Source organism: Sorangium sp. So ce426 (assembly GCF_051475585.1).
GTDB classification, from domain to species: Bacteria; Myxococcota_A; Polyangia; order Polyangiales; family Polyangiaceae; genus Sorangium; species Sorangium cellulosum_B.
The window spans coordinates 2,891,832-2,915,619 of record NZ_CP150341.1 but is presented as its reverse complement, the minus strand read 5'-3'; the positions used below and the strand labels follow the sequence as shown (position 1 = coordinate 2,915,619).

The 23,788-nt window shown below is 74.8% G+C and carries 20 protein-coding genes; 11 read left to right on the top strand and 9 right to left on the bottom strand.

Features of this window, described 5'->3' with window-relative positions; translation table 11 throughout:
• Position 1 precedes the first annotated feature (1 nt).
• Positions 2-2,620 (top strand): Kelch repeat-containing protein, encoded by a 2,619-nt coding sequence (locus tag WMF44_RS11180; RefSeq protein ID WP_437299108.1) that lies wholly within the window; start codon positions 2-4, stop codon positions 2,618-2,620.
• The gene (locus WMF44_RS11175) at positions 2,617-3,630 is read left to right on the top strand and encodes a hypothetical protein (protein WP_437299107.1); all 1,014 of its coding nucleotides are present in this window, start codon (positions 2,617-2,619) and stop codon (positions 3,628-3,630) included. The genes WMF44_RS11180 and WMF44_RS11175 overlap by 4 nt, the downstream gene beginning before the upstream one ends.
• Before the next feature lie 15 nt (positions 3,631-3,645).
• Here the strand turns inward: WMF44_RS11175 and WMF44_RS11170 are convergent, their stop codons facing one another.
• The 8 genes from WMF44_RS11170 to WMF44_RS11135 form a co-directional block, all read right to left on the bottom strand.
• Positions 3,646-4,122 carry a hypothetical protein gene (locus tag WMF44_RS11170; protein WP_437299106.1) on the bottom strand — a complete coding sequence of 159 codons (477 nt, stop codon included), beginning with the start codon at positions 4,120-4,122 and terminating at the stop codon, positions 3,646-3,648.
• Between the two features lie 365 nt (positions 4,123-4,487).
• Positions 4,488-5,627, bottom strand: coding sequence for a hypothetical protein (locus tag WMF44_RS11165; RefSeq protein ID WP_437299105.1), 1,140 nt, complete (start codon positions 5,625-5,627; stop codon positions 4,488-4,490).
• A 116-nt stretch (positions 5,628-5,743) separates the two neighbouring features.
• Complete coding sequence (locus WMF44_RS11160) at positions 5,744-6,118, bottom strand: response regulator (RefSeq protein ID WP_437299104.1); 375 nt, start codon at positions 6,116-6,118, stop codon at positions 5,744-5,746.
• Between the two features lie 55 nt (positions 6,119-6,173).
• Complete coding sequence (locus tag WMF44_RS11155) at positions 6,174-7,628, bottom strand: ATP-binding protein (RefSeq protein WP_437299103.1); 1,455 nt, start codon at positions 7,626-7,628, stop codon at positions 6,174-6,176.
• Positions 7,625-8,311, bottom strand: a complete 687-nt coding sequence (locus tag WMF44_RS11150) for a response regulator (protein ID WP_437299102.1) — start codon at positions 8,309-8,311, stop codon at positions 7,625-7,627. The genes WMF44_RS11155 and WMF44_RS11150 overlap by 4 nt, the downstream gene beginning before the upstream one ends.
• 58 nt (positions 8,312-8,369) lie before the next feature.
• Positions 8,370-8,606 (bottom strand): hypothetical protein, encoded by a 237-nt coding sequence (locus tag WMF44_RS11145; protein WP_437299101.1) that lies wholly within the window; start codon positions 8,604-8,606, stop codon positions 8,370-8,372.
• Between the two features lie 15 nt (positions 8,607-8,621).
• Entirely contained in the window at positions 8,622-9,119 is a 498-nt protein-coding gene (locus WMF44_RS11140) for a Spy/CpxP family protein refolding chaperone (RefSeq protein ID WP_437301551.1), read from the bottom strand.
• 320 nt (positions 9,120-9,439) lie between these two features.
• Entirely contained in the window at positions 9,440-11,023 is a 1,584-nt protein-coding gene (locus WMF44_RS11135; RefSeq protein WP_437299100.1) for a hypothetical protein, read from the bottom strand.
• Between the two features lie 272 nt (positions 11,024-11,295).
• Between WMF44_RS11135 and WMF44_RS11130 the strand changes: the two genes are divergently transcribed.
• The 4 genes from WMF44_RS11130 to WMF44_RS11115 all read left to right on the top strand — a co-directional run bounded on the left by WMF44_RS11130 (position 11,296) and on the right by WMF44_RS11115 (position 15,701).
• Positions 11,296-11,817, top strand: coding sequence for a hypothetical protein (locus WMF44_RS11130; protein WP_437299099.1), 522 nt, complete (start codon positions 11,296-11,298; stop codon positions 11,815-11,817).
• A complete protein-coding gene (locus WMF44_RS11125) occupies positions 11,814-13,388 on the top strand; it encodes a GMC family oxidoreductase N-terminal domain-containing protein (RefSeq protein ID WP_437299098.1) in 1,575 nt (524 codons plus the stop codon). Before WMF44_RS11130 ends, WMF44_RS11125 begins: the two co-directional genes overlap by 4 nt.
• 97 nt (positions 13,389-13,485) lie before the next feature.
• Positions 13,486-14,589, top strand: a complete 1,104-nt coding sequence (gene ltaE, locus WMF44_RS11120) for a low-specificity L-threonine aldolase (RefSeq protein WP_437299097.1) — start codon at positions 13,486-13,488, stop codon at positions 14,587-14,589.
• On the top strand, positions 14,586-15,701 hold the full coding sequence (locus tag WMF44_RS11115; protein WP_437299096.1) for a tetratricopeptide repeat protein: 1,116 nt from the start codon (positions 14,586-14,588) through the stop codon (positions 15,699-15,701). Before ltaE ends, WMF44_RS11115 begins: the two co-directional genes overlap by 4 nt.
• Before the next feature lie 48 nt (positions 15,702-15,749).
• Here WMF44_RS11115 and WMF44_RS11110 read toward each other — a convergent pair whose 3' ends face one another.
• The gene (locus WMF44_RS11110; protein WP_044964534.1) at positions 15,750-16,142 is read right to left on the bottom strand and encodes a hypothetical protein; all 393 of its coding nucleotides are present in this window, start codon (positions 16,140-16,142) and stop codon (positions 15,750-15,752) included.
• Between the two features lie 241 nt (positions 16,143-16,383).
• On the opposite strand from WMF44_RS11110, the gene WMF44_RS11105 reads away from it, so the two are divergent.
• From WMF44_RS11105 to WMF44_RS11085, 5 genes are read left to right on the top strand one after another with little or no spacing between them, the layout of a single operon-like run.
• A complete protein-coding gene (locus WMF44_RS11105) occupies positions 16,384-17,226 on the top strand; it encodes a hypothetical protein (protein ID WP_437299095.1) in 843 nt (280 codons plus the stop codon).
• A gap of 38 nt (positions 17,227-17,264) precedes the next feature.
• A complete protein-coding gene (locus tag WMF44_RS11100) occupies positions 17,265-19,259 on the top strand; it encodes an FHA domain-containing protein (protein WP_437299094.1) in 1,995 nt (664 codons plus the stop codon).
• A complete protein-coding gene (locus WMF44_RS11095) occupies positions 19,256-21,070 on the top strand; it encodes a Stp1/IreP family PP2C-type Ser/Thr phosphatase (RefSeq protein ID WP_437299093.1) in 1,815 nt (604 codons plus the stop codon). Before WMF44_RS11100 ends, WMF44_RS11095 begins: the two co-directional genes overlap by 4 nt.
• A gap of 16 nt (positions 21,071-21,086) precedes the next feature.
• Positions 21,087-22,181 (top strand): S1 family peptidase, encoded by a 1,095-nt coding sequence (locus tag WMF44_RS11090; protein ID WP_437299092.1) that lies wholly within the window; start codon positions 21,087-21,089, stop codon positions 22,179-22,181.
• A complete protein-coding gene (locus tag WMF44_RS11085) occupies positions 22,181-23,785 on the top strand; it encodes an FHA domain-containing protein (protein ID WP_437301550.1) in 1,605 nt (534 codons plus the stop codon). The genes WMF44_RS11090 and WMF44_RS11085 overlap by 1 nt, the downstream gene beginning before the upstream one ends.
• The last annotated feature ends 3 nt before the right edge of the window (positions 23,786-23,788 follow it).

Genomic DNA, 23,788 nt, shown 5'->3' with positions numbered 1-23,788 from the left:
GATGTCTCCCCAGGAAAGCCCCGCGCGCGAGGCGCGACACCGAAGGCCCACGACCGGCGCGCGCTGGCCGCTGCTGCTCGCGCTGGCCGTGCTCACCGGCGCCTGCTCGCTGCTCGCGGAGAGCGCCCTCTCGGACAAACCTCCCGAGGGCGGCCAGGGCGCGACCTCGACGGGCGGCGGCTGCGCGCCCGACTGCCCGGACGGCGCCTGCTGCGGCGGGACGTGCGTCGCGCTGGACACGGACCGGGAGCACTGCGGCGCCTGCGGCAACGCGTGCGGTGACGGGGAGTCGTGCTGCGGCGGGTCGTGCACCAACGTGCTGAACGATCCGTCGCACTGCGGCGCGTGCGGCGTGCCGTGCCCGCACACCCTCTGCGTGGGCGGCCACTGCTCGTCCGAGTGCGTCTTCGGCTTCGACAACTGCGACGGGAACGTCGTCACCAACGGCTGCGAGGTCGATCTCAAGAGCGATCCCGAGCGCTGCGGCGGTTGCTCGCTCCGTTGCCCCGCGGGCGCGATCTGCGACGGGGGGCAGTGCGCGTGCGCGCCGTCGCTCCTCGACTGCGACAACCTCCACGACACGGGGTGCGAGATCGACGGCTCCTCGGATCCCGCGAACTGCGGCGCCTGCGGCGTCACCTGCGGGCCGAACATGGAGTGCCGCGCCGGCGTGTGCGGGTGCGCGCCGGGGTACGCTGACTGCAACGGCTCGCCCGACGACGGCTGCGAGGCCACGCTCGGGACAGAGGCGGACTGCCGGGCCTGCGGGGACGCCTGCGCGAGCGGCATGATCTGCGGTGGCCCCGGCGGCTGCGCCTGCGCGAGCGGGCGCCTCGACTGCGACGGCGCGCCCGGCTGTGAGGCGATCGCCATCGATCCGACGACCTGCGGCGCGTGCGACGTGCGGTGCGCGCCGGAGGCGGCCTACTGCGACGGCGCGGCGTGCGCGGCCGGCTGCGCCGCCGGCCTCGTCGCATGCGACGCCTCGTGCGTCGACACGCAGGTCAGCCCGTTCCACTGCGGCGCGTGCGGGGTCGCCGCGGGGCCGCACCAGCGCTGCGACCGAGGCGAGCTGGTGTGCGACGAGGGCTTCGCGGACTGCGACCCGGTCGCCCCGGGCTGCGAGTCCGATCTCACCAGGGATCCGCAGCACTGCGGCGCGTGCAGCACCGCCTGCAAGCCGGGCGCCGTATGCGTGTCCGGCGCGTGCGCGTGCGGCGCGCTCACGCCGCGCGACTGCGGCGCGGCGTGCCGCGCCTGCTGCTCGAACGAGGACTGCTCGGACGGCGACGGTTGCACCGCCGACGTGTGCGAGGACGGCGGCGCGAGGTGCAAGAGCACGGGCTGCGCCGACGGAGAGCAGTGCTGCAGCCTCGTCGCGTGCCGCCAGTGCTGCACGAGCGCGGACTGCAGCGGGGGCGAGATCTGCTCCGGCGGCGCCTGCATCCCGCCCTGCGGAGGCGGCCTCGTGGCCTGCGAGGGCAAGTGCGTCAGCCTGGGCTCGGCCGAGCACTGCGGCGCGTGCGGGAACGCCTGCCTGAGCGGGCGCGAGTGCCGCAGCGGCGCGTGCACGCCCGCGTGGGTCCCGATGACGAAGAGCGGCGCGCCCGCGCCGCGGCAGATGGCCGCGGCGACCTGGATCGGGAACGCGCTCTTCCTGTGGGGCGGCCGCACGTCGGCCGCGGACGTGAGCGACGGGGCGCTCTACGATCCGGCGCGCGACACGTGGTCGACGCTGGGCAACGAGGGCGCCCCCTCGCCGCGCGTGCTCGCGGCCGCGGCGTGGACGGGCTCCCGGGTGCTCGTCTGGGGCGGCGGCGCGTTCGCGAGCCCCCTCGGCCTGTCCACCGGCGGCGTGTACGACCCGGCGGCGCGGACCTGGGGCGCGATGAGCACCACCAACGCCCCCGCGGCGCGGCGGATGCCGATCGGCGTGTGGACCGGCACGCGCCTCCTGATCTGGGGCGGCTCCGCGGGCGGCGCCCCGGTCGCCGGCGGCGGGCTCTACAACCCGGTCACCGACGCATGGACGCCGGCCTCCAGCGCCGGCGCAGCCCCGGCGCGCGAGGGCGTCGCGTGGGCCTGGTCGGGCACGGAGCTCTACCTGTTCGGCGGGGAGGCCGGCGAGGCGACCACGAACGAGGGGTACGCCTACAACCCCACCACCGACGTCTGGCGGTCGCTGCCCAGCGCCGGCGCGCCGAGCCCGAGGACCGAAGCGTTCGCGGTCTGGATGGGCGATCGGCTCCTCGTCTGGGGCGGGCAGGACCAGGAGGGCGTCGCCCGCAAGAGCGGCGCGATCTACGATCCGGCGGCCGACGCGTGGCGCGGGATCGACGACAAGGGGGCCCCGTCGGAGCGCAGCCGCGTCGAGCGGCGCACCGGCTGGACCGGGTGGACCGGCGCGCACGCCCTCGTCGCCGGCGGGCGGAGCGGCGTGACGCTCAGGCGAGACGGGAAGCTCTACGATCCGATGACGATGGCGTGGGGAGCGAACATGTCGGCCGCGGGCAAGCAGCACACCTACGGCGTGGGCGTGTGGACGGGGACCGAGCTCATCTTGTGGTCCGGGCTCGAGGGGTTCTCGCTGGTGCCGGACGGGGAGCGGTTCAGGCCGTGACGCCGCGGCGGACGCGCGCGCCCTCGGGCGTCCTTTCGCTCCTCGTCGCGGCCGCGATGCTCGCCGCGCCCGCGCCCGCCGCGGCCCAGAGCGCGGCCGACGTCGCCGTCGCGCGCGAGATCTTCATCGAGGCCTCCGAGCTCGCCAGGCAGGGCCGCTGGGAGCAGGCGCGGGAGCGGTACGAGCGCTCGCTCGCGATCAAGCGCGCGCCGATCACCCTCTACAGCCTCGGGGTGGCCCAGCAGCAGACGGGGCAGCTCGTCGAGGCGCTCGAGAGCTTCCGCGCGTTCCTTGTCGAGCCGTCCGCGCCTGCGACAAAAGGGTACGAGAAGCTCGCGCGGCAGGCGATCCAGGAGCTCGAGCACAAGGTCGCGGCGCTCGAGCTGCGGCTCTCCCCGGGCGACGCCGTCGGCCTCGAGGTGAAGATCGACGGCGTCGTGGTGCCCGCGGCGGCGCTCGATCGCCCGCGCCCGGTCAACCCGGGGGATCACACGGTGACCGCGAGCGCGCCGGGCTACCGCGAGGCCGAGCGGAGCGTCGCGGCGGCGCCGGGGAGCCGCGCCGTCGTCGTGCTGAGCCTCGAGCGCGAGGTCGCCGCGCCGGCGGCGCCCGCCGAGCCGAGGGTGTCCTCGACGAGCGCTCCAGCGAGCGTCGCGCCGGCCAGACCGGTCCTGCGCGGCGCCCCGCCGAGCTCCGCGCCCGACGCTGTGCCGAGCCGCGTGGTGCCGATCGTGCTGCTCGCCGGCGGCCTGACCACCGTGGCGGCCGGCGCGGCCATCGGGCTGCTCGGGGTCGCGAGCGCGTCGGACGCACCGACGCGGGACGGCGACGCGGCCGACGCCGCGCGCGCCCAGGCGCTCGCGGGCGACATCGTCGCCGGCGCCGGCCTCCTGGCGGCGGGCGTCGGCGTGCTCGTGATGGCCTTCGATCGCGATCCCGCCGGCGCCCCGCGAAAGCAGCCCCCGCCGCGCGCCGCCCTCGAGCCGTTCCGCCTCACCGTGCGCTTCTGACCTCCGGCGCGGGAGCTAGGCCTTCGGCATCTCCCTGCGGTCGAGGTTCACCACCACGAACGCGCCGTAATTCAGGACCGTGAGCGAGTCCTCGTCCACGATGAGCACGCGGACGCACTGGGGCGGAGACGGCGCGAGCAGGTCGACGTACGGATCGAACGGCGCCTCGTCCACGGGCGGCAGCACGGCGTGCAGGAACTCGTGGAGCCGCGCGCGGTGGTCGACGAGGACGCTCGCGCCCGGCGCCTCCGCGCTGCCCCGCGCGTCGATCCGGAAAAACGCCCGGCGCGCCGCCGGGGACACGACGAGGATCGCCGCGTCCGTCACCTCGATCTCGCTGGACGTGCACAGCCGCTCCACGCGACGGCTCACGGCCTCCTCCACCGTCTGGAACAGCCGCAGCCGCCGGCGCTGCCCTTCCGTGAGGCCCGGCTCCTCGATGTACGCCTCGAGGCTGCATCCGCGCATGTTCCGCTCGCACCCGTACGTCATGCGTCTGCACGTGGCTCGGTCTGCTCGCCCGCCTCTGGCAGCCGGGTCGGACAGCCGTCACGCCTCCCCGCACGGGCGCTCATGCACGGGATTAGCCAACCCCCCCGGCACCGCGGCGCCGCTCCAGGGTTGGCCGTGGCTGCCATGGATTCCATGGCTCGCGGGCAGCGACCGGGACGCACGCCTGCGTCCTGGAAGGCAGCAGGGCCGCGGGGCGGGAGATGCGGGCGCGAACGCTCGCACGGAAGTGCACAGCCAGAAGGGCGATGCGCTCACACCGCCCGATGCGCGAGAGGCGCTCCGTGTGCCCCGGGCGGCAGAGTGTGACCCTGGCGAGCGCTGCCGCGCCCGCCCGCGGACCGGCGCTACTGCGCTGCCGGCGACGCGAACTTCGCGGTGAGCTCCACCTGGGCCACGCTGCGCTGAGCGGCCTGCTGGCCGGTGGCGCCGGGCGGCACCAGCAATGCCTGGAGCCGCTGCGAGGCGTCGGCCACGCCGGGCGCGAAGCTCGACGGCGACCAGGTGAGCGTGCCCTTGCCCGAGGAGTCGAGCCGGTCGATGGTCATCGTGACCTCCCCGTTCGGGCTCGGCAGCTTGAGGTCGGCCCCTTCCGCGTACTGGCGCGTGTCCACGCTGAACGAGACGACGCCTCCCTCCACCTTCTCGATCTTGAAGACCCGGTACCGCAGCACCGGCAGCTGCGCGCCCGACGCCACCACGCGATCGGTGACCATCCAGTAGGCGCCCGCGCCGACGGGCTTGTCCGGCAGCGGCGGCGTGAGGAGCGTGATCGCCTCCCCGAGCGCGCCGATCAGCGGCTGGAGCCCGGGATCGGCGTCCTTGGAGAGCTCGAAGTGGACGTTGCCGACCACGTTCGCCGGCGAGAGCTCGTACCGCAGCGCGCTCCCCTTCAGCTTCGCGAGCGCGTCCGCGAGCTGCTTCGGCGGGCCGCCGATCGACATCGAGGCGAGCGTCGCCGACGTGATCTTCGCGATCACCCTCGTCGGAGCCGCGCTCGCCGTCGACGCCACGCGCGCGGCCGCGCCCTCCTTGGGTGCGTCCGCCGGCTTCTCCGCCTTGAAGCTCACGCCGAGCTCCAGGTTCGGCAGCCCCTGCGGCCCGCCCATGCGCAGCCCGAGCGTGATGTCGAGCTTCTGCTCGGATTTCGGGTCGATCTTCGGGGCGAGGCTGGCCCGCGGCTCGCTGCCGTCGCCGATGACCTCGATCTTGTAGGGCACGTCCTTCGGCAGCGCGGCGGCCGCTTCGGACGCCGAGAACACGCCGCTCTGCGGCGGCCCGTCCGCCGCAGAGCCCGCCGCTGGCCCCTTCTTCTCGGTGCTGCCCGACGCCGCCTCCGCGAGCTCCGCGCCCAGCTTGCCGCCGACGACGGGCAACGCCGGGCCGGCGTCGAGCGCGCCGGCGTCGGCGGCGACCTGCGCCTTGCTCTTTTCCCCCTCGCAGCCCGCGAGCCCCGAGAGGGCGACCGCCGCGAGCGTCGAAGCCATGACCCAGCGCCACCGAGTGTGCATGACGGCCGGGTGTAGCCAAATCGGGCGCCATCTTCCAGCGCTCCGTTGCGTTGAGCCGGACGGACGGCACCCGCCGGGGCGGGGCCCCGCGTTCAGGCCCGCCGCGCGGTCTTGAGCCCGCCGATGTGCTCCAGGAGCTCGAGGGGCCGGAACGGCTTGGCGTAGTAGGCGGTCGCGCCGAGCTTCAAGGCGCGGGCGCGCGCCTCGTGATCGTCGAGGGCGCTGATCACGATGATCGGCAGGCTGGAGGTGCCCGGGTGCGCGCGGAGGCGCTCGCAGACCTCGAAGCCATCCATGCTCCCGGGCAGCATCAGGTCGAGCAGCAGCACGTCGAAGGGCTCGGTCAGGGCGCGCTCGACCGCCTCGCGGCCGGTGCCCACGCCGATCACCTCGTGACCACTCGCTCCGACCAGCGCCTCGATCATGCGCCGGATCGCGTCCTGATCTTCGCAGAGGAGGATTCGCATGGTCGCGAGCACGGGGAGCGTCGCACCCGCCCCATCGCGCGGTCAAGCGGGAACGCTACGCGCGGCGAGGGCGGGCATCTCCGTCTGCTCTGTCTGGTCTGGTTGCTCTGTCTGCTCTGGTTGCTCTGTCTACTCGGGTTGCTTCCCCGTCGCGTCCCTGTGGGCGCGCGGCGCTGGTTGGCGGATGCAGCGCGAGTTCGATGCCGACGCGCGCCCCGCCGCCCTCGCGGCGCTCGGCGAACGCGCGGCCCCCGTGCGCCTCGGCGATGCGCTTGCACAGCGCCAGGCCCAGGCCGAGCGAGCCGCGCTCGGCCCCGCTCTCGCCGCCCTGCGCCCGCTCGCGCCGGAAGAACGGCTCGAAGATGCGCGTCTCCTCCCCGTCCGCGAACCCGGGCCCGCGATCCTCGACCTCGAAGACGACGCCGCGCTGGCCGCCGGGACGGACCCGCAGCCGCTCGGCCCCGCCAGCGTGCGCGCGCGCGTTCTCCAGCAAGTTGGCGAGGGCGCGCGCCAGCAGCGTCGCGTCCGCCTGGAGCGCCGGCGTCCCCTCGACGACCTCCAGCAGCGTCGGGTCCAGCCCTGCGCGCTCCAGGGCGCGGATCCCGGCCTCGGCCGGGTCGAGGCGGGTCACGGTGAGGGCCGCGAAATCGAGGCGCGAGCTGGCCAGGAGGTCGCCGACGAGCGCGTCGATCTCCATGACCTCGCGGTCGAGGTCGTCGAGCACGCAGGCGCTCGGCCCGCCGCCCTCGCGGGCCATCTCCGTCAGCAGGCGGATGCGGGCGAGCGGCGTGCGGAGCTCGTGCGACACGGCGGCGAGGAGCTCTCTCTGGTCGGCGATCTGGCGCTCGATGCGCGCGGCCATGTCGTTGACCGCCTCGGCGACGACGCCGACCTCGCCCTGCTGCCCGTGGCAGTCGAGCCGGACGCGGCTCGACAGCTTGCCGGCGCCGATCTCGTGCGCGACGTGGGCCAGATCGACGAGCGGGCGGGCGAGGCGGCGCGCGATGAGGCCCGAGGCCCCCCACATGACGATGGCCACGGCGAGCAGCGGCAGGGCGAACCGGAGCGAGCCGCCGGAGCGGCCGCGCGCAGGGCAGAGGAGCACGGTGCCGAGCGGCCCCCCTTCGTCGCGGACCGGGGCGACCAGGGTCTGCGCCCGGCAGGGCTGGCCGTACCTGGCGAGCCGCCGCCCGGTCGCGTCGACGAGCTCCAGATCGATCTCGAGATCCTCGGCGAACGCGCGGGCGAGGGTGTCGCGGGCCGCGGGATCGGCCCATACCCGCTCGAACCCGTGGGCCACGAACGACTGGGCGCGGGCGTGCTCGCGCCGCCAGCCGGAGTTGCCGACGCGATCGATGGCCCCGATCGTGGCGACCGCGGCGAGCGCGGTGATCAGGATGGTCGCGCCGAACCACATGAAGATCCGGCGGTGCAGCCGCGCGCTCACGAAGCGGCCGATCGAGACCTTGCGCCCGTTCTCGTAGAGCCAGGACCGGTACCTCCTCCTCACACGCGGTCCTTGGCGAGCACGTAGCCGACGCCGCGCACCGTCTTGATGAGCCTCGGCGACCTCGGGTCGTCGGACAGCTTCTGCCGCAGGTGCGAGATGTGCACGTCGACCGTCCGCCCGCCGACGTTGACGTCGCCGCGGCCGGCCTCCTCGAGGAGCGCCTCCCGGGCGACGACGCGGCCGGCGCGCCGCGCGAGGGCGACGAGGATGTCGAACTCGATGCCGGTGAGATCGGCGGGCTTGCCCGACACGGTGACGACGCGGCCGGGCACGTCGATGGCGATGTCGCCGGCCACGATCCGCTCGCCGGCGGCGTCGGGCGTGGCCCGCCGGAGCACCGCGCGGAGGCGCGCGAGCAGCTCGCGCGGGCTGAAGGGCTTCGCGATGTAGTCGTCGGCGCCGATCTCGAGGCCGACCACGCGATCGGCCTCGTCGCCGCGGGCGGTGAGCATGAGGATCGGCATCGAGCTCTTCTGCCGGATGCGGCGGACGACCTCGATGCCGTCCATGCCCGGCATCATCACGTCGAGCAGGACGGCGTCGAAGGTGCCCGCGGCGAGCGCCAGAAGGCCGCGCGCGCCGTCGCACGCGACGGTCACCGCGAACCCGTTCTGCTCGAGGTAGCTCGCGAGCAAGGCGTGGAGCCGGGTGTCGTCGTCGATGAGCAGGAGCCGCAGCGCCATGGAAGGACCCGGGGGGCAGGAGCGGCGGCGACCGGCCGCCGCTCACCCCTTGTATAGCTCAGGGGCCCGCGCCGGTGTCGGCGTCGGCCGCCGCGGGCGCGTGGACCGCGCGCGCGGCGCCCCGCGGCCAGGAGCGCTCGGCCTCCCGCGCGGCGTCCACGCAGATGGACGCGACGTGGCGCTGGAAGGCGTCGCGGCGGGCCTCCGCCCGGCAGCGCAGCGAGGAGAAGCCGGAGGCGTAACCGGCGACGGTGCCGAGCGCGAGCAGCGCGATGGTGATCTGGCGTCGCATCATGGTCTCATCCCTCCTTCACGCCCACCGGCCGTGGGTCCTGTAGGGATCGTCGCCGCGCCACCCGGCCCTGCCGGACCACATGTCGCGGAACGCGGCCGGCCCGATCTCGATGAGATCGGCGAGCTGCTCGCGCTGGCGGTCCTCGAGCACGGCGTGGACCTTCCCGAGCGCGCCGACCGAGGCCCTGCGCAGCGACTCGATGGCCGTGTCGTGGCGCGCGAAGAGCTCGCCGAGGCGCGTCTCGTCGAAGCTCGGGCTCCGCATCGCCGCGGCGACGTCCGCGCGCGTGCTGCGGATCTCGCTCCGCTGCGCCTCTGCGGCGGAGCGGAGCTCGTCGATGGCCGCGACGATGACCTTCTCCTGCGTCGGCGTGGTGCCGAGCCGATCGAAGAGGAAGGACAGGAAGAAGCGACGGCGGAAGCCGTGCCCCCCGAACCCGCGCCGCCCGAAGAAGCGCGGCCCAGCGCCCCAGGGCGCCCCGCAGTCGTACCTAGAGCCGCGCTTCAACGTCATGACGAGGCCTATCAGACAGGCCGTTCCAACCACGAATCCCAGCATGATGCGTACCCTCCGTGAGCGTCTCCGCCGTCGATCCGTGCACGGGGCGCGTACGCGCGGCTTCGGTTCGTCCGAACGCGGGCGCCGCCCCGGGCAGCAACGACCGGAGCCGCAGACGCGCGGCTCCGGGACACCTCGAAGCTGCGCATCGCGTGTGAAGGATGTTCAGGAGCGCGTGTGAAGAAACATGAAGACCGCCGCGGGCAGCGCGGCGCGGCGCCGTGACGGAGCGGCGCGCCACCCGCTCGCGGACGGCGCTCCGCGCTCCGGTGGCGCTACTTCACCGACTCGACGTCGCCGATGTCGTCGAGATCGTCCTTCGGTTTCCCGTCGCCCGAGGTCGCCCACGGGTTCGTGCGCTCGCTCTCGGGCACACCGCTGTCTCCGTCGGCGTCGTCCTCCTCCTCTTCGAGGTCGTCGAGCGACTCGACCTTGGCCCCGTCCGGCGAGGCGCTCGGCGCAGGCGGCGTCGACGCGCGCACCGCCGCCGGGGGCGCGGGCGGCGTCGACGCGCGCACCGCCGGGGGCGCGGGCGGCGTCGACGGGCGCACCGCCGGAGGGGGCGGCGTCGATGCGCGCGCCGACGAGGTGCCAGGGTCGCTCGGGAGCCTGTTGCGCGACGGCTCCCCCCCCAGCGGTGAGACCGCCGCCGCGGCGCCCGCCGCTGCGAGCGGCCTCGCGGCGATCGCGCTCGGCGGCGTGATGCTGCCGGCGGCCTTCGGCCCCGCGGGGGAGCCGGCCGGCGGGCTGCTCACCGACGCCGCGAGGCCCCCCGGCGGCGAGCCGGCCGCCTCGGAGGGCGCGGCGCTCGCGGCCGCCTTGCCGGCCTGGGCCGCGTCGGGCCCGCCGCCGGACGAGCCGGAAGCAGGCGCCGACGCGGGCCCGCCGCCGGACGACACAGGCGCGGACGCCGCCGGCGCCGACACGGGCCCGCCGGACGCCGACGCCGCCGGCTTCGCCACCGGAGCGGAGACCCCCGGCGCCGATGCAGGCGCGCCCGCCCCGGCCGGCGGAGCGGCAGCCCCGCCGCGGCCGGACGACAGCTCCACGGGCGCCGCCGCCTTCGGCGTGGCGGCCCGCGGCCCGTCGAAGCGCATCGCCTTCTGCGCGAGCTGCACAACGGGGAGGATGTCGCGCGGCGGGATGTTCGCGGCGATGACGTCCGGCCCGGCGATCGCGAGCTCACCGTCGGCGTGGAACGGCACGCCCGGGCGCTCGCGCTCCTGCTTGAGCCGCGCGTTGTCGATGGCGACGCGGATCTCGAGCGGGATGCGGGTCTGCCACAGCCGACCGTCGATCGCCGTGCGCACGTCCCACGGCGTCAGGATCGGCGTCCTGCCGATGCCCTCGAACGGGCTGCGATCCGCGAGCAGCGCCTTGAGCAGCCAGGCGACGATCTCCTGGAGCTGCGGCGTGTCCTGATCCCACGGCATCGAGTCCCGGAAGAACTGCCAGTAGCCGCCGGCCGGGCCGTACACCGCGAGATCGCGCGGGTCGAACGCGTCCTCGAACGCGCGCGGGGTGATGTCGCCCTCGTCGATGACGGAGTCGATGAGCGCGCCCTGGAAGTCGGGCGTCTTGCGGCGGGCGGCCTTGGGCGAGAGGCCGGTGAGGGACGTCGTGATCTGCTGGCGCACGTCGCTGCGCTCGCGGAACCAGCCCATGCGCTCGACCGCGCCGAACTGCTCGCGCAGCTTGACCGGCGTCCACCACGGCAGATCGAGCTCGCGCAGCCGCGCGATCAGCTCGGCCACGAGCTGCAGCGCCGGCTCGCTCGCGAGGTGCACGCGCGCCTCTCTCCTCAGCGTCTCGTCGTCCTTGCTATCGGGATCCCGGTGCTGCAGCGATCGCTCCGCCATCGTTCCTCCGTGCTCCCCCGGCCGCACTGCTCAAATACCAGAACCGGATCCGCGGCGGACAGCCAGCCCACACGCGACCGCGAAGAGCGATCCGCGCGCCGCGCTCGACGCGGCACGGCGCGCGCCTTCAGCGGACCGTCGGGATGTCGTTCTGCAATGGCACGCGAACAGCCCTTCCGCGTGGCCGCGCCAAGCGCCCGGGATCACCCGACCCCGTCGCGCGCCGCCTTCGACCTCGGCGCGGCGCCGATCCGGGCTAGGCTCTCGCGGCCATGCACGAGGACGGGGGAGGGAGCGCGCCCGGGCGCGCCGCGCGAGGGCTCGAGCGGTGGGAGCGCGCCGGGCGCGGGCTCTCGCCGTGGGCGCGACGCGTCGCGTGGGCCGCCGCCGAGGCGATGCTCTGCGACGAGGACGAGCGCGGGGAGCTCGCCCCGCCGGGCGCCGAGGTGTGCGAGCGCGCGGTCGCGGCGCTGGATCTCGCGCTCGGGCAGGGCAGCCCCGAGACCCGGCGCAGCTTCGCGCTGCTGGCGGCCTGCCTCGACCTGCTGCCGCCCTTCGTGATCGGCGCCTTCGGCCGGATGAGCCGGCTCTCGCTCGGCCGGCGGCTCGCGTACCTGGAGGCGCTCGAGTCGAGCCGCTCCGGGCTCCTCGCGATGCTGCTCCTCGCCTTCAAGGTGCCGATGTGCATCGCCGCCTTCGAGGAGGGCGCGGAGCTCGCGCTGACGGGCTTCGACCGCGAGAGCACCGCGGCGCGGCGCCGGCTGCCCGGGCTCTGGGCCGGGGGCGGCGCGTGAACGGCGGCATCGCGTCGAGCGAGCCGATCGTCAGCGGGCGCGACCTGCCTGCGGGGTTCGACGAGCCGTGCGACGTCGTCGTGGTCGGCTCCGGCGCCGGCGGCGCGGTCGTCGCCGCGCTGCTCGCCGAGGCGGGGCGGCGCGTGATCGTGCTGGAGGAGGGCCCCTACGTTCGCCCTGACGACTACAAGCGCTGGAAGCCCAGCGAGTCGGTGCGGCGGCTGTTCCGCGAGGCCGGCCTGTTCACGGCGTTCGGCGTGGGCCAGACGCCGATGATCTCGCTCACCCTGGGGCGCGCCGTCGGCGGATCGTCGGTGGTGACCGGCGGGGTGTGCTTCCGCATCCCGGGCAGCGTCCACGCGCGGTGGACCCGCGACCTCGGCCTCGACGAGCTGTCGGAGCGCGCCCTCGAGGCGGCGTACGACAGCGTCGAGCATCGGCTAGAGGTCCGCGAGGTCCCCGAGGCGCTGCGCTCCGCCTCGACGGCGCGGCTCGTCGAGGGGGCGAGCCGGCTCGGCATCCCGATGCGCCCGCTCCGCCGCAACACCGGCGACGCGTGCGAGGGCAACGGCCGGTGCAACTTCACCTGCCCCGCCGGGGCGAAGCGCTCGGTCGACGTCGCCTACCTGCCGTCGGCGACCGCGCACGGCGCGCGCGTGGTCGCCGACGCGCTGGTCGAGCGGATCGCCGTGAAGCGCGGGCGCGCCGCCGGCGTCGAGGGGAGGCTGCTCGGCGGCGAGCCGGGGGCCCCGCCGCGCCGGTTCCGGGTGCGCGCGAAGGCGGTCGTCGCCGCGTGCGGCACGCTGCACACGCCGCTGCTCCTCCGCACGTCGGGCGCGTTCGGGGCGAGCTCCGGGCTCGGCGACGGCGTGACGCTGCACCCTGCCGTGCGCGTGGTCGCCCGGTTCGACGACGCGCTGAACGGCTGGGACGGCGCGCTCCAGAGCGTCTACTCCGACCACTTCGACGCCGAGGGGATCAAGCTCGTCGGCGTCTACTCGGCGGTGAACGTGCTCGCGGCGGGCCTCCCCGGCGTCGGGCCCGCGCTGCGGCGACGGGCCGCCGCGCTGTCGCGCTGCGCCGTCTTCGGCGCCATGATCCACGACGAGGGCGGCGGCCGCGTCCGCCCCGGCCCCGGGCGGGAGCCGCTCGTCTCGTACGCGATGGCGCCGCGCGACCTCGCGCGGCTCCGCCGGTCCATCACGATCCTCAGCGAGATGGCGCTCGCCGCCGGCGCGCGCGAGGTCTACACCGCGCTGCTCGGCGCGCCGCCGGTCACGTCGATGGACGCCGCGCGCGCGGCCGAGCGCGCGTCCATCGACGCGCGCCGCATCGAGTGCATGGCGTTCCACCCGCTCGGGAGCGCGCGGGTGGCGAACGATCCGCGGCGCGGGATCGTCGATCAGAGCGGCGAGTGCTTCGCGCTGCCGGGGCTCTTCGTCGCCGACGGCTCGATCCTCCCCACGAGCATCGGCGTGAACTCGCAGGTGCCGATCATGGCGATGGCGACGCGCATCGCGTGGCGGATGGCCGAGCGGTTCCCGCGGCTCGCGGCGGCGAGCCCCGGGTAGCGGGCGCGGCGCCGCGTAGCGGGCGCGGCGCCACGTAGCGGGCGCGGCGCCACGCGGTGCTACAACGTCGGCCGACGCCGACAGCCGAGGTTCCAGGATGCAAGCGACGATCGATCTCCGCTCCGACACTGTCACCCGACCGACCGCGGCCATGCGCGCCGCCATGGCCGCGGCCGAGGTCGGCGACGACGTGTACCGGGAGGACCCTACCGTGCGGGCGCTCGAGGAGCGCGTCGCGGAGCTCACGGGCAAGGAGGCGGCGCTCTTCGTGCCGAGCGGGACGATGGGCAACCAGATCGCGCTCCTCTGCCACACGCAGCGCGGCGACGAGGTGATCGCGGGCGAGGGCGCGCACTGCGCGTTCTACGAGAGCGGCGCCGCGCCCGCCTGGAGCGGCGTGCAGTTCGTCTTCGCCGGGCGCGGCGGCCTGTTCAAGGCGGCCGACGTCGAGGACGCGATCAAGCCGCCGCAGTACTACCTCCCGCGCACGCGCCTCGTCGCGATCGAGAACACCCACAACCGCGCGGGCGGCCGGGTCTTTCCGCAGGAGGACGTGCTCGCCATCGCGTCGGTCGCGCGCGCGCACGGGCTCGCGCTGCACCTCGACGGGGCGCGCCTCTGGAACGCGGCGGTCGCCACCGGTCGAACGCCCGCCGAGCTCGCCGCGCCGTTCGACACGGTGAGCGTCTGCTTCTCGAAGGGCCTCGGCGCGCCCGTCGGCTCCGCGCTGTGCGGCAGCGCCGACGTGGTCCGCGCCGCGCTGCGCTTCCGGAAGATGCTCGGCGGCGGCATGCGGCAGGCCGGCGTGCTCGCGGCCGCCGCCCTGTACGCGCTCGCGCACCACCAGGGCCGCATCGCCGAGGACCACGAGGCCGCGCGCGCCATCGCGCGGGCGATGCGCGCGGCGGCCCTCCGCGCGGCGGCGCCGTCCGCGACGGGCGCGCCGCCCGCGACGATCGAGGAGCCCGAGACGAACATCCTCTACATCGAGACGCCCGGCATCCCGGCGGAGCGGCTCGTCGAGGCCGCCAGGCGGCGCGGCGTGCTCGTGGGGGCGACGGGCCGGAGCGCCGTCCGCGCCGTGACCCACCTCGATCTCGCGCCGGAGCAGGTCGCGCCCGCGGCGAGCGCCCTCGCCGAGGCGCTCGCCGAGGTGCTGGCGCTGCCGCGCGATCGCGGCGCCGAGGGCGCGCGCGCATGAGCCGCCGCCCCACGAACTCCCCCGCGCCGGCGCTCGCCGTCGCGATCGCGATCGCCGCGCTGCTCGGCCCCGCGTGCGCGCCGGCGCGCGGCGACGCCTACCTCGCCGCGATGAGCGCCGGCGAGCGCGCCTACCACGCGGGGCGCTACCGCGAGGCGGCCCGCTCGTTCGACGACGCCGCGTCGCGGGCGCTGCGCGTGAAGGACCGCGACGAGGCGCGCCTGATGCAGGCGCGCTCGTTCGAGCGCGCGGAGTCGTGGGGCGAGGCGCGCGCGTCGTACGAGCGGCTGCTCGCCGACTCGCCGCGCGGGCCGCGCTCGGAGCGCGCGGAGTTCGAGCTCGCCGATCTCGCGATCGAGCACGGCGACGCGGACGCGGGCTACGCGATGCTGCTGGCGGCGACGCTGCGCCGCCCGTCGCACGGGCTCGCGCGCAACGCGCTGAAGCGGCTCATCCAGCGCGAAGAAGACCGCGCCGGCGCCGCGGGCGCGCTCGCGTGGCTGCGGCAGCACGGCCCCGCGCTCCGCGGGACGGAGCTCGATCAGGACGTCGCCTACCACACCGCGCTCCTCCTGGAGCGGAGCGGCGATCGCGAGGCCGCGCTGCGCGCGTTCGTCGCCGCCGCGCGCGCGCACCCGTACCCCGTCGGCAGCTTGACGGACGACGCCCTGTTCCACGCGGCGGAGCTCGCCGCGTCCCTCGGGCGCCCCGAGGAGGCCATCGGCTACCTGAGGGAGATGCTCTCCGCGCGCGAGCCGGCCGTCACCGGCAGCTACGACCGCGGGAAGTTCGACGACGCGCAGCTCGAGATCGCGCGCCTCTACCGCGACGCGCTCGGCGATCGCGCGGCCGCGCGCCGCGAGCTGCGCAAGCTCTACACGGACCACCCCGCGTCCATCCTGCGCGACGACGCGCTCTGGGCCGAGGCGAAGCTGTGGCGCGAGGAGGGCCGGAGCAAGGAGGCGTGCGCCGCCGCAGCCCGGATCGCTCGGGAGCTCCCTGACTCGCGCTACGCGCGCTGCGCGCACGCGCTATGTCCGTCGCTCCCTGCGGCGCCTCGCCCGTGCGCGGACTACATCCTCCGCGAGCTCGACGGCGGGAAGGACCCCTGACGCGGGGACGCCGCGCGGCGCGTCGCCGCGGCGGCGGGCCGGCCGCGCTCAGTCGTCCTCGTCGTCCTCGGGCTCCAGCTCGGCGTCGTCGTCGTCGCCGTCCTCGTCCTCGTCGTCGGCGAGATCGTCGTCGTCGGCCTCGTCGAGGTCGTCGTCGTCCTCGCGCGGCTCGTACTTCAGATCGATGCCGATGTCGCCGAGCTGGGTCTCGAGGAGCTCGAAGAGCTCGTCCACGTCGTCGCCCCCCCACTCGTCGAGCACGTCGGTCAAGAACTCAAAAAAATCACCGCTGTCCAGACGACGCTCGATCTCTTCGACCTGCTCCTCCGAGAACGCCTCGAGGACGTCCTCGCGCAGCGCTTCGGTGTCGCCTTCCTCAACGGCATCCGCCGCAGAGAGGCGGATCTGCTTTACGGCACGCTTGTCGAGGTGAATCTCCATGAAGGTGGCTTCGTTTAGGCGACCCTCGCAGCTGCCGTCAAGCGGCGTATGGTGTCGAGCTTCAAGAGACCGCTCGCCTCCGCTTTCCGTCGCGTCTTTTCCCGGGGGCGCGGCGAGGCGCGGAGCTTCCCCAGGCGACCGCGCGCGCGCCCACGTCGGAGGTCGGCGCGGGCGCGCCCCGGCGCCCGCGCGGCGGAGGAGCGTTGCCGGCGGCAGATCTCTCGCGTATCTCAAACAACTCGTGCGTTTGCGATCTCCGCCCGGCGCGCTCTGGGCCGCGACCATCGCGGCCGGCGCCCTGCTGTCCTTGACAGCGCGGGCCGCGCCTCCGCACCCCCAGGCCGAGGGCGCCCTCCTCGGCGCCGCGCCAGGCGCTCCCGCCGGCGGACGGACGGGCGAAGGCCCCGGCGATGGGACCGCGGACGTGCGCGCCACGTCCGCCGGGAGCGCTCGGCTCGACGCGGCGGGGGACGAGGCCGCGGCCGAGCAGGAGCCATCGCCTGCCGTCAAGCCGCGCGTCGAGCTCGCCTCCCGACCGCCGCCGCTGCACGTCGAGTACGTGCAGTACGGCGTCGCCCTCGTGGCCGAGATGAGCCTCGATCCTGGCGCTGCCTGCCCGCGCTCGGGGCCCTTCTACGCGTGCATCCTGGGCAGCGGGGGCGGGCTCGCGATCCGCGGCGGATACCGCTCGCCGGGCCCCTGGTACTTCGGCGGCGCGTACCAGTTCACCAAGATGGACTCGAGCAACCTCTACCGGCTTGGAATCTTCCAGCAGCTCCGGGCCGAGATGAGGTACCTGCCGGACATCGGCTACCGGGCGGCTCCCTACTTTTCCGCCGGGGTCGGCGGCGTCGCCTACGGGAACGAGTGGGGCGTCGAGACGGGCGGCGCGCTCATCTTCGGCGGCGTCGGGGTCGAGCTGGAGGTCTCGCGCCGCGCGGTGCTCGGCGTCAGCTGCGTGTACCGGCCGGTGCTGCTCGCTGGCTGGAGGGACACGGCCAACTACGAGCGGGCCACCGCCATCGCGCAATTCGTCGGCTTCGAGCTCCTCCTCGAGGTGCGGACCGAGGTCGGCCGGCGCTGAGCGGTCCCCCTGTCCGCTCGAGAGAACGCACCGGCTACTTGACTCGACCGTCGCTCCGCGGTCCCCTCGGCAGCGTGATCTGCGACGTGTGCGGCCGCGACAACGCTGGCGATCTGACGTTCTGTCAGGATTGCGGTCGACGGCTGAAGGCTCGAGAGGCGCGGGTCGTCCCGCCGACGCCGCCGAGCGGCTTGCCGCAGGTGTCGCTCCCGGCCCTGCCGGCGCCCGCGCAGGCCGAGACGCCGCCGGCGAACGACGCCCGCGCGGCCGCCAGGGCGCCGGCGCCTCGCGGCGCGCCGGGGCGCCTCCGCCCGGAGGCGCCCGTGTTCTCCTTCAGCCCGCTCAGCTCGGCGAGGACGGAACCAGCGATGCCGGCGGCGCACGGCCGCGCCGAGGGCGCCTCGCGCCCGGCGCGCGAGGGCGCCGCGACGCCGGCTGCTGGCGCGCTGGACAGCGCGATCCAGATGGTGCCAGCCCTGCAAGGGCCGAGGGTCACCGAGCGGGGTGACGCGCCCGCGCCGCCCGCGACGCCCTCGATCACCGACGCGCTCCTGGGGCTCTCCTGCGCGAACTGCAACGGGGAGAACCCTCCGGGCTACCGCTTCTGCGTGACGTGCGGCGCGGCGCTGAACAGGAGAGACGGCGGAGCCCCGGCGGGCGCCCCGCAGCCGCTGAGCCAGGTGTCGAAGCACGCCAGGGGAGAGCGCGGCGAGCCAGGCACCGCGCTCTCCCCTGGCGCGCCGTACATGGCGCCCGCGCCCCACGAGGAGATCGGGACGACCGCGCGAGGTCTCCACGACGTCACGCCCGCCGCGCCCCGGCACGCGCCGCCCGCGGAGGCCGCGCCGCCGCCAGCGGCGCGCGACGAGCGCTCCGGCGCCGGAGACGCGCATCAACGGGTCGGCGCGCCGGCCAGGCCGGCTCCGCCCCCGCTGCCCCCGGTCGCCCTGCCCCCGGCGCGGCTGCCCCCGCCCGCGGCCAGCGGGAGCAACGCGGACAAGATCGTCGGCTCGCCGGTCGTCGACATCGCGTCGTCGCAGCGGGCTCCCGTCCCGCCGGTCGAGTGCGCGCGCTGTCGCGGTCAGTGCCTGGCGGGCACGCGGTTCTGCAAGTATTGCGGTGCGCCCCTCGAGGGCGAGCGGCCCGCCTCCGAGCGCCCCTCCAGGGCCGCCTCCGAACGCCCGCAGCCCGCGCCCGCGCTCGCCCCGGACGCCCGGCGCGACCCGCAGCGGCCCCCGCAGACTGCCGAGCCCGCCGGGCCGATCTCCGAGGCGAGCAGCGCGCCGCCGGCCTCCCAGCGGCCGCTCGCGCCGCTGCGCGCGTCCCTCTCGGTTCGCCCGCCGGCGTGGGTTCCGGCTGACACCCAGCCGACCCGAGCGCTCGAGGGCAAGCTCATCGTGATCGTCGAAGACGGGACCGAGGGAAAGAGCTTCCCCCTCGCGGGCCCCCAGATCGACATCGGCCGGACCGAGGGGGATATCGTCCTCGAGGACGACCAGTACGTCTCGCCGCGGCACGCGCGGATCATCCCGCAGGAAGGGTCCTGGGTTCTCCGTGACCTGGGCAGCGTCAACCGCATCTACCTCCGCATCCGGAAGACGCACCCCCTCCGAGATGGCGACTTGCTCCTCCTGGGCCTCGAGGTGTTACAGTTTCAGACCGTGAACGACGGCGAGCGAGGCCTCGGCCATGCCATCCAGCATGGAACGTTGCTGTTTGGCTCGCCCGCCATCCACCGCCGGGCGAGACTCTGCCAGCGGACGGTGGAGGGCGTGACGCGGGACGTGTACCACCTCTACCGGGATGAGACGGTGATCGGACGGGAGACGGGAGACATCGTATTCACGGCCGATCCGTTCCTCTCGCGACGCCACGCCGCCATCCGGAGGAACCCGGCCACGGGGGAGTTCACGCTCAGCGACCTGGACTCGTCGAACGGGACCTACGTCGCCATCCGCGAGGACGTCAGCCTCCTCGATCGCGATTTCGTGCGCATCGGGCAGCACCTGTTCCGCGTGGATCTCCCCCGATGAGCGACCAGACCGTCCGCGAAACGCCGACCGAGGCGCTGGAAGTCGAGGGGCTCCCCGGCGCGACGTCCGCAGGAACCGACTCGAGCAGCCACGCCGGCAAGGCGCTTCATGACTCCCCGCACGGCGCCGCGTCGCTCGAGCCCGGCAAGGCGGGGTCTGTGGAAGCAGGCAAGCCCGTGAACTGGAAGCCCCCGCCGCTCAAGACGCGTCCGGCCGCGAACGCCGCGCAGAAGGCTGGCATCGCCGTGAAGCCCGTGAAGGCGCCCAGCGCATCGAGCCCGGAGAAGGTCGGGCGGAAGCTCCCTCCGCCGCCGCGCGTGCGGCTCACCGCTGGCGGGTCGCGCGAGGAGGACGCGGATGGAAGCGCCGCACGATCGGACGACCACGGAGACGCTGTGACCCCCGATGCGCCGCCGGCCGCCGCTCAGGCGCACGCCTCCCTCGCGGCCGCGTCGTACGACGGCGCGCTCGACGAGACCCCTGCCGCGGAGGCCGCCCTCGGCGGCGCTGCCGGGCGCTTCGCGGGCGAGGCGCCGCCGGGGGGTGGCGAGCCGGACGAGGGCGGGCAGCGCCCCGACGGCATGGACGGCGCGGCGACACCGCCCGACGAGCCGCGTCGCCCCGAGGTCGTGCTGCGGCTGTTCGGCAGGACCGACGTGGGCCAGGTCCGCGAGCACAACGAGGACAACTTCATCGTCGCGGATCTCACGAAGGCGAGCCGCGGCCTGATGGAGATGGATCGCTACCAGGTCGTCGGCGAGCGGGGCGCCCTGCTCGGCGTGTGCGACGGCATGGGCGGCGCCGCGGCCGGCGAGGTCGCGAGCCAGCTCGCGGTCGACATCATCTACCAGCGGATGAGCGCCGCCGGTCCCCCGGAGGACCACGACGAGCTCGCGGCGCGGCTGGTGCAGGCGATCGAGGCGGCGGGCCTCCGGATCTTCAGCGAGGCGAAGCTCGATCGGACCCGGCGGGGGATGGGGACCACCTCGACCATCGCCGCGCTGATGGACGATCACCTGTTCCTCGGCCAGGTCGGCGACAGCCGCGCGTACGTCCTCCGCGGCGATCGGCTCGTGCAGGTGACGCGCGACCAGTCGCTCGTGAACCAGCTCATCGAGGCGGGCCAGCTCACCGAGGAGGAGGCCGAGACCTTCGAGCACAACAACATCATCCTCCAGGCGCTCGGCACCGCGGACTCGGTGCAGGTCGACCTCACCTTCGTGGAGCTCAAGCGGGGCGACACGCTGATGCTCTGTTCCGACGGGCTCTCGGGCATGGTGCGGAACGAGGAGATCCGCGAGGTGCTGCGGAGCGTCGACGATCCGATCGAGGCCTGCAAGGTGCTGACGGATCGGGCCAACCAGGCCGGCGGGCACGACAACATCACGGTGGTGGTCGCGAAGTTCGACGGCGACGGGCTCGCCCTGCCGGAGCTCGAGGACATCGAGGACCTCCGCTACCAGAAGTACGCGCTGCCCGAGCACCTCCTGGCCCAGAACGCCGCCGCGTCCGAGCCGGCGCGCAAGGTGAAGGAGCTCGACGAGAAGAAGATCTCGCAGCGCCCCCCCTCGCCGAAATCGTGGCTGAGCGGCGCGGACAGCGACATGGACGACGACGGGGACGACTACGACCACGTCGCCTCGCCCCTGCCGGCCGACGACGCGCTGGACGAGCGCAACGCCCGCGCGCCCGTCCAGGGCGACGAGCCGATCATGATCCCGACCGACGGCGCGCCGCAGTGGCTGGTGATCTTGATGATCGTGAGCGCCGTCGCGTGCGTTACCATCGCCGGCTACTACCTGCTTCGTTAGGGTACGCGTGGCGCACGTGCGCGCGCCCCCCACCGCGATGCTGCGCAGCAACGACAAGCGTGGCCGGCAGACCCCGGCCGCCCCGCAGGAAGAGCGGCCCCCCGGGCGCCCGGACGCGGACGGCCGCGTCGACGTCGAGACCGCGCAGCGCATCGTCAAGGATGCCGTCGTGCAGGCGATGCGGCGCGAGGAGAAGGCGCTCGCGCTCGTGCGCGCCAAGGCGGACGAGGCGAGGCGCAAGGTGTCGCGCCACAACCTGATCCTCGGGCTAGGCGTCGCCGCGGCGCTCGTCGCCGTGGCCGTGGCGTTCGTGGTCACGTACCGCTCGCGCCAGGCGGCCGACGCGCTGGCGCGCGAGGTCGGCCTCGGGATCGCGCCCGCGGCGCGCCCGTCGGGCGCGATCCCGGAGCAGGTGCTCTCGGGGCGCGCCATCTTCGAGCAGAACAGGCTGGCGCTCTACGTGATGGGCTACAAGGTGGACAACCGCATCGGCGGCTGCTGCTCGGCGTTCGCCATCGCGCCCGATCTGCTCGCGACGAACGCTCACTGCGTCCGCGACTGCCGCGCCCGCGGCGGCACCTCGATCGTCACGCAGAACGACTCGATGGGGAAGATCCGCTTCCCCATCGTCGCGATGTCGGCCCACCCGGCGTACAAGCCGGGGCAGGCGGGCGCCGGCTCGCCGGACGTCGCCCTGCTCCGGATCTCCGGCAAGGCGACGCGCACGGTGAAGCTCGCGAACGACGCCGAGCTGCGGGCCATCGGGCCGGGCGACGACGCCTATGTCATCGGCTTCCCCGGCCGCCTGATGGACCCGCTGAGCCCCTCGGCGACGTTCCTGCAGGGCCGCATCGGGCGCGTGACCGGCATCGACGAGGAGGCGACGACGCCGGACCGAGCCGTCCTGATCCAGCACGACGCCGTCACGCGCGGGGGCAACAGCGGGAGCCCCATCTTCAACCAGTACGGGCACGTCATCGGCATCCACGCGGCGCACATCGACGACGAGGACAACGTCACGATCGACGGCCGGAAGGCGACGGTGACGCAGAGCTCGCCGTTCCGCATCGGGATGCGGATCGATCTGCTGCAGGGGGTCCCGGCGCCGTGATGTTACGCGTCGTACATACCTTCGGGCGCAACGCCGGTTCCGTGGAGATCCATGACCGGCGCGCGGTGCGCTTCGGCCGAGCGCCGGACAACGACGTCGTCTTCGACCCGAACCACGATCGCGACGCGAGCAGCCACCACGCCGAGGCGCGCCTCGAGGCGGCTGGCTGGGTGCTCTACGACCTCGACAGCCGCAACGGGACCTACGCGGGCGGGCAGCGGATCAAGCGGCACCCGATCGCGTCGGGCGACGAGATCACGTTCGGCGCCAAGGGCCCGCGGGTGCGGCTGGAGCTCGTCGAGCGCCGCACGTCGGGTCCGCCGCAGGCGCACGCCGTGGCGCATCACCCCTCTCCTGCCGCGGCTTACCCTGCGCCAGCGACGGGCCATCCCGCGCCCGCCGCGTACCCCGTGCCTACCGCGGGCTACTCCGCGCCCGCCGCGTACCCCGTGCCTACCGCGGGCTACTCCGCGCCCGCTGCATACCCCGCGCCTGCTGCGTACCCCGCGCCTGCTGCGTATCCCGCGCCCGCTGCGTACCCCGCGCCCGCTGCCGCCTCCCCTGGGCACGTCCCGGCGGCGCCGCCGGCCGGAGCTCGTCGGGTCGGCGAGCGGACGATCGCCATGATGATCTCCTCCGCCGTCGCGGCCGCCACGGGGCGCGCGAAGCCCCGCGGCACCGTCGAGATCAACGCCATGCTCCACAAGGAGGTGCACGCCGCGACGGCAGGCCAGCGCCGCACGACCTACATCCTCGCCGCGCTCCTCGTGCTCGCGCTCGCCAGCCTCGCCGCGCTCATCGTCTACAACCGCTCCTCCCACGACGAGATCAGCCAGCTGCGGGAGGAGCTCGCGGGCCTCTCGCCGGAGGACCCCCGGCGCAAGGACATCGAGCGCCGCCTCGGGACGCTCCACCCCTCGAACGCCAACTTCGGGCGCAACCTCCACGACCGCTCCAGGAAGGGGATCTTCATGCTCGCCGCCGGGCGCGAGGGGTTCTGCACGGCGTTCGCGGTGCGGCCCTCCGTCCTCGTGACGAACGCCCACTGCATCACCGCGGCCAAGCGCCGCGGCGGCACGATCGCGGCGCTCGAGAACGAAGGCCGGGGCCAGATAAGCTTCGCGGTGACCGGCATGCGGACGCACCCGCAGTACCGCGACAGCGCGGATCAGCTCACCCCGGACATCGGCACCGTGACGATCGCCGGGCGCGCGGCCGCCGTGCTCGAGCTCGCGACGCGGGAAGAGCTCGCCGCGGCCGGCGCCGGCGACGACGTGTACCTGATCGGCTTCCCGGAGCGGCTCACGGACACCGCGAACCCCGTCGCCACGTTCCTCGCCGCCAACATCGGCCGGATCACGGGCGCGAACGGCCGGCCCGCGCCCGCGGCGGAGGCCTGGCTGATCCAGCACGACGCCCGCAGCACGAGCGGCATGAACGGGAGCCCCATCTTCAACGGCCAGGGCAAGGTCATCGGCATCAACGCCGGCGGGTACCTCGAGGGCAACGACGAGACGATCTCTGGCCAGAAGATGGAGGTGGTAAAGGCCTCCCCCTACAAGTTCGGGATGCGCATCGACCTGCTCGACGCCATCCTGCGCTGACTC

Coding starts and splice junctions, on each gene's coding strand:
- WMF44_RS11180 (WP_437299108.1), top strand. CDS start 2: ATGTCTCCCCAGGAAAGCCCCGCGCGCGAGGCGCGACACCGAAGGCCC.
- WMF44_RS11170 (WP_437299106.1), bottom strand. CDS start 4,122: ATGACGTACGGGTGCGAGCGGAACATGCGCGGATGCAGCCTCGAGGCG.
- WMF44_RS11165 (WP_437299105.1), bottom strand. CDS start 5,627: ATGGCTTCGACGCTCGCGGCGGTCGCCCTCTCGGGGCTCGCGGGCTGC.
- WMF44_RS11160 (WP_437299104.1), bottom strand. CDS start 6,118: ATGCGAATCCTCCTCTGCGAAGATCAGGACGCGATCCGGCGCATGATC.
- WMF44_RS11150 (WP_437299102.1), bottom strand. CDS start 8,311: ATGGCGCTGCGGCTCCTGCTCATCGACGACGACACCCGGCTCCACGCC.
- WMF44_RS11145 (WP_437299101.1), bottom strand. CDS start 8,606: ATGATGCGACGCCAGATCACCATCGCGCTGCTCGCGCTCGGCACCGTC.
- WMF44_RS11140 (WP_437301551.1), bottom strand. CDS start 9,119: ATGACGTTGAAGCGCGGCTCTAGGTACGACTGCGGGGCGCCCTGGGGC.
- WMF44_RS11135 (WP_437299100.1), bottom strand. CDS start 11,023: ATGGCGGAGCGATCGCTGCAGCACCGGGATCCCGATAGCAAGGACGAC.
- WMF44_RS11130 (WP_437299099.1), top strand. CDS start 11,296: ATGCACGAGGACGGGGGAGGGAGCGCGCCCGGGCGCGCCGCGCGAGGG.
- ltaE (WP_437299097.1), top strand. CDS start 13,486: ATGCAAGCGACGATCGATCTCCGCTCCGACACTGTCACCCGACCGACC.
- WMF44_RS11115 (WP_437299096.1), top strand. CDS start 14,586: ATGAGCCGCCGCCCCACGAACTCCCCCGCGCCGGCGCTCGCCGTCGCG.
- WMF44_RS11110 (WP_044964534.1), bottom strand. CDS start 16,142: ATGGAGATTCACCTCGACAAGCGTGCCGTAAAGCAGATCCGCCTCTCT.
- WMF44_RS11095 (WP_437299093.1), top strand. CDS start 19,256: ATGAGCGACCAGACCGTCCGCGAAACGCCGACCGAGGCGCTGGAAGTC.
- WMF44_RS11085 (WP_437301550.1), top strand. CDS start 22,181: ATGTTACGCGTCGTACATACCTTCGGGCGCAACGCCGGTTCCGTGGAG.